This is a genomic window from Vibrio sp. 10N.247.310.17 (assembly GCF_041466605.1).
Classification (GTDB): Bacteria; Pseudomonadota; Gammaproteobacteria; order Enterobacterales; family Vibrionaceae; genus Vibrio; species Vibrio tasmaniensis_A.
The window spans coordinates 1-7,961 of sequence record NZ_JBFSTC010000140.1 but is presented as its reverse complement, the minus strand read 5'-3'; the positions used below and the strand labels follow the sequence as shown (position 1 = coordinate 7,961).

7 protein-coding genes are annotated in these 7,961 nt (G+C 45.6%); all 7 read right to left on the bottom strand.

Features of this window, described 5'->3' with window-relative positions:
- Positions 1 to 533: 533 nt before the first annotated feature.
- The 7 genes from AB6D80_RS23395 to AB6D80_RS23365 are packed head-to-tail and all read right to left on the bottom strand — an operon-like array spanning position 534 to position 7,307.
- Positions 534 to 1,667, bottom strand: coding sequence for a PLP-dependent aspartate aminotransferase family protein (locus tag AB6D80_RS23395; protein ID WP_372189762.1), 1,134 nt, complete (start codon positions 1,665 to 1,667; stop codon positions 534 to 536).
- Positions 1,664 to 2,551 carry a fatty acid desaturase gene (locus tag AB6D80_RS23390; RefSeq protein ID WP_372189760.1) on the bottom strand — a complete coding sequence of 296 codons (888 nt, stop codon included), beginning with the start codon at positions 2,549 to 2,551 and terminating at the stop codon, positions 1,664 to 1,666. The genes AB6D80_RS23395 and AB6D80_RS23390 overlap by 4 nt, the downstream gene beginning before the upstream one ends.
- On the bottom strand, positions 2,545 to 3,606 hold the full coding sequence (locus AB6D80_RS23385) for a radical SAM protein (protein ID WP_372189758.1): 1,062 nt from the start codon (positions 3,604 to 3,606) through the stop codon (positions 2,545 to 2,547). Before AB6D80_RS23385 ends, AB6D80_RS23390 begins: the two co-directional genes overlap by 7 nt.
- A gap of 4 nt (positions 3,607 to 3,610) precedes the next feature.
- Entirely contained in the window at positions 3,611 to 4,894 is a 1,284-nt protein-coding gene (locus tag AB6D80_RS23380) for a hypothetical protein (protein ID WP_372189756.1), read from the bottom strand.
- A 3-nt stretch (positions 4,895 to 4,897) separates the two neighbouring features.
- Positions 4,898 to 5,638, bottom strand: coding sequence for a hypothetical protein (locus AB6D80_RS23375; RefSeq protein ID WP_372189754.1), 741 nt, complete (start codon positions 5,636 to 5,638; stop codon positions 4,898 to 4,900).
- A gap of 29 nt (positions 5,639 to 5,667) precedes the next feature.
- Positions 5,668 to 6,066 carry a GFA family protein gene (locus AB6D80_RS23370; protein WP_372189752.1) on the bottom strand — a complete coding sequence of 133 codons (399 nt, stop codon included), beginning with the start codon at positions 6,064 to 6,066 and terminating at the stop codon, positions 5,668 to 5,670.
- 8 nt (positions 6,067 to 6,074) lie between these two features.
- The gene (locus AB6D80_RS23365; RefSeq protein ID WP_372189750.1) at positions 6,075 to 7,307 is read right to left on the bottom strand and encodes an MFS transporter; all 1,233 of its coding nucleotides are present in this window, start codon (positions 7,305 to 7,307) and stop codon (positions 6,075 to 6,077) included.
- Positions 7,308 to 7,961: the final 654 nt, after the last annotated feature.

Sequence of the window (7,961 nt, the reverse complement as noted above, 5' to 3'; positions counted from 1 at the left end):
TACCTTGGAACTTCAAACACTGACAAGTCGCCCCGTGGGTTCGTGGGGCGGATACGATTAATTGTCATTAAGGCCCCGCAGTTGCGGGGCTTTTATCGTTTAACATGTTCTTAATATGGTTTATTTATGACTGGCGAGGGGAGCTGGATCTTGAAATATAAGTTGGAGGTTAAGGGGCACCATTGTTTTAACTATAAATGTATGTTGTCATAGACCTTCAGCTTCGCGGCTTCCCCCATTCTTATTATTTTATCGGGGTAGCAATAACGACGACATGATAGCCCAACGGCAATTACTCTCGACACGGGGTTCGAGGTCCAACGGTACGAAAAGTTACTCTAAGCGGCTTATAATCAATCTTACACATCCACATAAAAGCTATTACTCGATCATGCAATCGTTCTGATATTCCCATCACTCAAAACGGAACAAAACCTTTACAGTGATTTTCTAAATTAGCAAATAATGAGTAACTACAAGTATTGAAACCTTATAAACAAAGTAGGTTCTGTCCCAAAGTTTGAGGCTTTGGGTTAGGAGTTGATTAATCTCTTCTCTCCTTGCTGATATTTGTGGGTTTTGAATGTAAGGAGGTGCTCGAGATCATCAATCAAATTATTCACATCCTCTAACCCAATAGATAACATCAATGTGACGTTATTGAGTGCCTTGGACTCTTTGCTGGGGAGTTCACGTGGGGCAATCAAGCTCGAGTATCCCCCCCATCCGTATCCTAGCTTGAAGTGCTGCATGGTATTTAGGCGCTCAGTGATTTCTTGGTTTGTCATAGAGGAAAGGCGTATAGCAAAGCGTCCGCTGGCGCCGAGAAAAAGTCGAGACCACAGGTCATGATCCGGATGTGTTTTTAGGGCAGGGTAGTAAACGTCAAGCACTTGTGGATGTTGAGTCAACCAGTAAGCGATTTGGTAGGCTGAACGACTGAGCTGTGCCATCCTTACTTTTAATGTTTGCAACCCTCTCCAAGCCAGATAGACGTCATCTGGGGACACATGAATGCCTTGGTAAAAAGCGTTGAGCTTCACTTTTTCCCAAGTTGTTTCATTGCAAACGGCCACGCCAAGTACCACATCGGAATGCCCTCCTATATACTTCGAAACCGAATGTAGTGAAATATCAGCACCTTGTTCTAATGGGTTGGCGTAGCATGGCGATGCCCAAGTATTATCGGCGATGATAGCGAGGTTGCCGGATTTGACGTTTTCTCTAAGTTGAGCAATGTCTGTTATTCTCCCTTTAAAGTAACTGGGCGATTCCACATAGATGATTTGAGTATTGGATTTCACTCGCTGGCAGATGTCCTCAACATGACCTGAACGATAATATTCGATCTCAATGTCTAAACGATGTAGCACCTCCTGCGCAAAACGCTTCACACCACCAAAAACGTCATCAGCAATGAGGACATGCCCTCCGGATCTAACCAAGGCCATAAAGCACATTGTGATGGCAGATAAACCGGAGGGAGCCGTTACTGCCTTGAACCCGTGCTCCAGTGTAGCCATAGCTTCTTCAAAGCATCGACTAGTAGGGTTGTTAACCCGACCGTATGCGCAGCTATTAAGGGGGTCTTGATCTGCAGCAATCATATCTTCCACGTTATTAAATACGACTGTTGAGCAACGACTGATATTGAAGGTATGGCTCATACCTTTCTCTCCTTACGTTTAAGCTCACTCCATACCCAGAAATGAAACGATAAGTAAGAAGACCATTGCTCATACCCTTGTTTAGCAGTCTGTGTATATATATGCGGTAGATGGTAAGATTGTATCTTAGGAAAGTAGTGGTGTTCAGTATGGAAGTTGGCATTCCAAATAAAGTAGCGGACAACGCTATTGCTCAGTACTGTTCGGGATTCGGCGACAGCTAGAGACTCGGGACTGATTCGGTAATGTTCAGCCAGACTGAAAATATTGATTAGGACAATTGCAGTTATCATTGGTAACCAATAGCCCAACAAGATTTCGAGCGGCCAAGTGAATGTTATGATTACCAAGGAAAGCATCACCAAAAGGAGAAGTCCGGCATTCAACATGACTGCGTTTTGCTTACGTCGGGTGTTGATAGAAGTAGGAAAGTCCCGTAGTAAACATTGAAAGAGTGAACTCAGGATATATTTCCAGTAGCCGAGCCCAAGCATAGTAGCGATATAGTCTCTTCGACTGTTAAAATGCCTAGGTATCTCAGTATCTCTGCTTGTTCCAACATATCGGTGATGATCAAGGTGTTTCCAGCGATACAGATGGTAGTTGAGCAGTAACGGTAAGCACATAATGGTGCCTGCAAATTGATTGAGCCATTTGTTGCGATAATGTGTGTTATGCGTACATTCATGAGCGGCATTGATGAGCCCAGACAAAGCAAATCCTGTAAAAAGACTAGCTGTGATGAACCCTAATATTGAGTTGAACCTAAGCACGAATGCCCAAAGACACACCACACTTCCGGCGATGACAGAGAGCTGAATTAGAGTTCGATACCCAGAAATGTGCCGAGTTTCGGCGCGAATCTGATCTGGTAACTTTAGCATGTTTCCTCCGTCTTTATGTGAATGGTATTCTTATCGAAGTGGGCGGAGTGTCGCTTGGCTATTCGTTGGTGCTCTTTACCGGTTGTATAGTGTAAGTCAATGGTACGGGCACTTTCAGCCCATTGCTGAAGGGTGTTGATCTCTTTTAGTACTTTCACATAAAGGGGATCTGACAGTCGTTCTTGTATCCGATAAAGAATGGTCGATATTTCGTCATGAAGAATATGGCCAACAGTACCCTCATAAATCAAAGATCCTCTAATTTTTCCGTCAGGTTCGATTTGTATGGCATTGACTCTGGCTGTCCCACTTTCAATATCCTGCGCGCTCATTAAGAGCCGAAAGTTATCACTTATGGTAATGTGTTGCGCTTGTTCTTTTGGAAAAGGTGCTCTCAGGTGCTCAATAAATCTTGGATCGCGGACCGATTCCAGTTGTTCAAAAGTGAGTAGTTGCGTGTCAGCAAAAGTTTGGCGATTTGCAAGCCCTGATGGTATCGCAACGCCCATATTGATGAAATCTAAGGTGGGGAAGTGGTGAGCAATATGATGGCAGAAAACGTTCAAGTGGGGCAGGTTATCCTGCACGACCACCGTATCGATGCCAACCACGTTATCGCTGTTGTGTCGTCGATTAGACAGCAATAGCTCCAAAGCCTGTAACGCGCGCTGAGCGCCCCCTTTTTTTCCCCTTACCCGATCGTTTATTTCGGGGATATGGCAGTCAAGGCTGACACGGACTTCGGGAAAACACTCCAAGATTTTGCTTACATTTTTACTGTTAATCGTGTAACCACTTGTATAGAGAGTGACTCGTATCCCCTTTGATTTCAGGTAGCTCGCAAGAGAGTACACAGACTTTACTAAGAGTGGCTCTCCGCCACTGAACGCGACGCGGTCTGGGTGGAGTTCAATAATCTTATCTGCGATGTCCATGAGCTTCTTGGTATCTTGTTCTTTATTTTCTCGGCGCCCTGACTCAGAGTAACAATACCCGCATCGCAACGGACAGGCGTAAGTGAGATCCCAGATGATGTCGTTCGGTAGATTTTTCATAACCCTACTCCGTTAGTGCCTTCAAATATTGCTGCTCCATCGTCCGTGCGGTGCCCAGTGATCGTGCAATCAAAACGATTTCCATTTGCTGGCTACCCTTGTCGAAGGCGAGAATGACAATGCCTTCTTGCTTTATTGGGCAAAAGCCCCGCTCCGTTTTTTCAAGTATACTTTTTGCGTACTCAAAACTAGGTGTGTTTATGGCTCGTCGGGCCGATACGACATGCGTCGAAGCGTAGTTTCGGCCGATGAGTTTTTCGGCCAAATGGTGAAGTACGGTGCAGCCGCCCCAGCGCCCGTTGGATTCATTGAATAGAAGCTGATGACGATCGGTGACAATTGCGTCGACATCGATATAACCACGATAGCCTCGCTTGGCCGCCGCTTGCACGAATCTAGACGACTCATTCACGTAATGTGCGAGCATGAGTGGTGGCAGAGAAGTATGAAGATCTAGGCCTATCCACTTCATACTCAAGCCGCTGGAGTCATCTACCATCCTAATTTCCCCTAGGTTGAGAAAATCGGCACGGCCATCGTCCTGCACAAAAAATTCGATAAACAACATATGGGTGGCGGTGTGGTAGCTTTCTACTACGGTGTTATCGATTTGCAGTGAGTCCAAATCAAAGTCACTTTCAGAGTACAGGCGTGAAATGCCGGGCAATGGGCGCAAGGGATGTCGGGTGATGGCGATATTACCAAGTCCTGCTACACCCACATCGCTTTTAATAATGACTATGCCTGTTTCATCGATGTGCCGTTGAATCGCTCCGGCGAGCTCTGTCATGCTATGGAGGATTTCGCCACTAGGTACGGGAAGGCTTGACTGGGTGGCAAGAGTGCGAAATTGGCTTTTTCGGTTGTAGCGGTCAATGCCCTGCTGACGGATGAATGAGTCCCCTTCGCCCAGAGAGAGTCCAAGGCTATCTGCAAGCTCCGCCACCCCCACGCTTTGATAGCAGGGATTCACTGTCCAGACGGTATCGTGCTCAATGTACGGTTGTATTTTTGCTCGAAGGTGAGGTTCACGGAGAACGCTATCGGTTAGTACCGAAGCAACATCAGGGGCAACAAAGATGACCTTATCGGGTTCGCATTGAAGCACCTCACCTACGTACGCTTTTATTTCAGGCTCAAGCGCCTTAGGCAAAACAACGACGTCGCCTTCATTGGCTAGCCATATGTTGCGCCAAGCTGAATTAATCGCAGCTTGAATGTCAGAACTTGAAAGAGAATGCCCAAGCATTTGTTCTGTTGCGGCATTCATAATAAAAAGTGTTGGCATCTATTATACTCCCATCACGCTCAGACACCACTTGTGGTGTAGCTGGCACGCCGTATCGAAGTGTTTAAGAAATGCGGCGCTTTTCTCACTGGGAATAACGGCGTCAATCAGTCGGTTGGTCATTTCGACATGATAAGCTTCAGCCGGATCATCTCCACCTATGTGCGCCTCAAAGAAAGCCAGCCCTTTATCAGGAATGTCTGTTAGCCTTTTCAGTGTCATATAGAGTGCTGTCAGCATGCTTTCTGCGTGCATTTCGAAGGCCACCATATGCGCTACTCGCTCACTCGCATCCTCTGAACCCAGTCCTGCCTTTAAGTTCATTAGGTAGTCCGTGGTCAGTGACGTAAACTCGGGATGGTAATTGTTGCCAAATACTTGTTGCATGTCCGCTTTGAACATGGAGGAATGGAATTGACTCCGATTAATTATGTTTGGCAAAGCCGCTTGCCCCCCCTGACAGACGGTATAGTGCCCGCCAAACTCATCCCATGAAAGGAATGTGCCGACGACAGAGGTTAAGCCCACACTGTCGGAAATAGTGCTGCAAGATTGGAGTTGTCGTTCAATATACGGCGCGCATGCAATGGCCTGTATATAAGGGAAAAAGTCGCTGACTCCATAAAATTCCCCTAGTGTGGTACGTGTGGCCTCAAGGCTTTCTAAATGTATGAATGGGTGTTCTTGAAAGTATAAGCGAAAAGTAGCCAATAACTTTGTTTGTAATGCTTCTGAGCTTTTCATAACGTCCTTATATTTTTAATGACTTTGGGTTACTCGGTAAGTTTGTGCATGCCAGCTTTGATGCTTGCCACCCAGTTCTGGCCATCAAAGTCAACATATTCGATATGCTCGGATTGCTTTAAATTCAAGCACCGGGCATTGACACTAAAATAGCCTTCAGGGTGCGACTTAGGCCGATAGAACGGCATAACCCCACAAACTACACAAAAAGTATGATCGGCAATACAATCGCCGAATCTGTAAGGTTTCAAATTGGCTTGTCCTTTGTGTAAAACAAACCGCTCTTCAGGGATCATCAACTCCTGGTGACCATGCTTGTAGCAGATATCACAGTTACACAGAGTGACGGTGAGCTTTTTTGTCGCGTAGACGTCAAAGGCAATTGCACCGCAATGGCAGCATCCTTCGTATTTGGTTAAATTTTCCATGTGGTTTCTCAATATGTGGTAGAACGTATTGATTGCGAGGTTTCAGAGTGTTTCTTCTCAAGGCGTAAATAAATTAATACGACCCAGACACACAGGCCAAACATGATCTGAAAAACGACAGGACCTCCCCAATAATCCAGAATCATTCCACCGAGGTAGGGTGCACAAACATATCCTAAGGCGTTAAATGATGACGCGCCGTAGTAGGTTCCCTTGAGATGTTCGGGTGCAATTCGATCAATCTGGACGGTCATGAGTGGGAATATGATGGTTTGACCAAGGCTCATGGCAACGGCAACGGCAATCCATCCCCAGTAAAAGGCCATGGAATTTTGGGAGCAAATAATCTGGGCGATCGCAAAGAACATAAGACCCAGAATCATCTTTTTATTGATGGATAACCGGGTCAAATGTTTTACAACAAAGTACTGAGAAACAACCGTCACAAGGGAGTTGACCACGACCATCATCGATACCAACGACATTAGACCTTCAGCACTCTCCCGGGTAAGGTACTGGATCAAAGTAGAGTCTTGCTGACCATAGATAAACAAGATAAGAATATTCGCCAGTACGATGACCAACAATTGTTTATCATTTCCGAGCGTGGAGATGATTTCTCGTTTTGAAGGGGGGGGACAGGTTGATGCACTGGTCTTCTGTACGGTCTGGGTAGATGGCGTAACCCAGGCTAACCACATGGCGGAAATAAACATGAGATACGAAGCGGCCGTGATGAAAAAATTAGAGGCATCCCCCTCAATACTGAGCCATATACCAACAAGGGGCCCGATGGCGCTGCCCACATTGATCGCGAAATAGCGCAGTTGAAACGCAAATTCCCTTTGTGTTGGGCACTCCATCAAGTCATTAAACAAGGCCGATATTGTTGGTTCCCAGATTGCCCGGCCAATCGAAGAAAGAAATATCGCAATGGCATAACCTTCGATTGATTGCAGGGTGGCGAGCATGCAAAAGGCCACAATGTTTAAACAACCGCTCAATAATAAAAACCACTTTCTGCCGATAAAGTCGGAAAGGGACCCGACCATAAAGCCAATCAGTATCGATACCACGCCCGCAAATGACAGCAACGCCCCCACTTCACTTGCGGAAAGCTGATGTTGCTTTATGAGGATGATCGAAAGATAGGGCCATATCATGTAAAAGCTGCCACGGGTGATAAAGACACCGAAAAGCAGCACCCAAACGAGCTTGGGCAACGTCCGTATATGATTCAAAATTAACTATTTTCCAAGTTCAGTGGCTGTAAGAGACTTTTTAATCTAGAGACTGAGTGGACAAGTAAGAATCAGTTCACACTTTCATCTGAAAGCCTCTATCTTTTACGCATTCTTTAACTGTGCGATAAGTTTGTAAACCCTTCTTGTAATATTTAGCCTCACATATTTACATTTTGTTACATGCATCACGTTGACTATAGGGCTGTTAGATATTGATGGGTGCATATTCCGGCGATTCCGGAATATGCAATCACCTCCATGGTTACTTACTTAGGTGAATTGTTAATTCTAGAATCTGTGATTTCAGATAATTTTTTCTAATGCTAGGTAGCAAGTTGAAAGGAGTGGATTGAATACACTAAATTGCTTTGGGGCGTGCGACGTGAGGTCGTATGAAGCGCTGTTCACCGCTTAATGTGTGAACCATCTGTATCACCAGATGAACCTAGGACTCTGAATAAAGTAGCGAGTCTGACAATGTAACGAAGACTGGTGATGCACCAGTCGGGATCTAAATCGCGAGAGAACGATCCTCCTGATAACCACAATCGGGTGAGTGCTAGGTAGTCAGCATGATGAACATAAGTGAATCCGCATAGTGCGACATGAAGTCGTATGAATCGTTGTTCGCCACGAAAAGAGCGAACCATT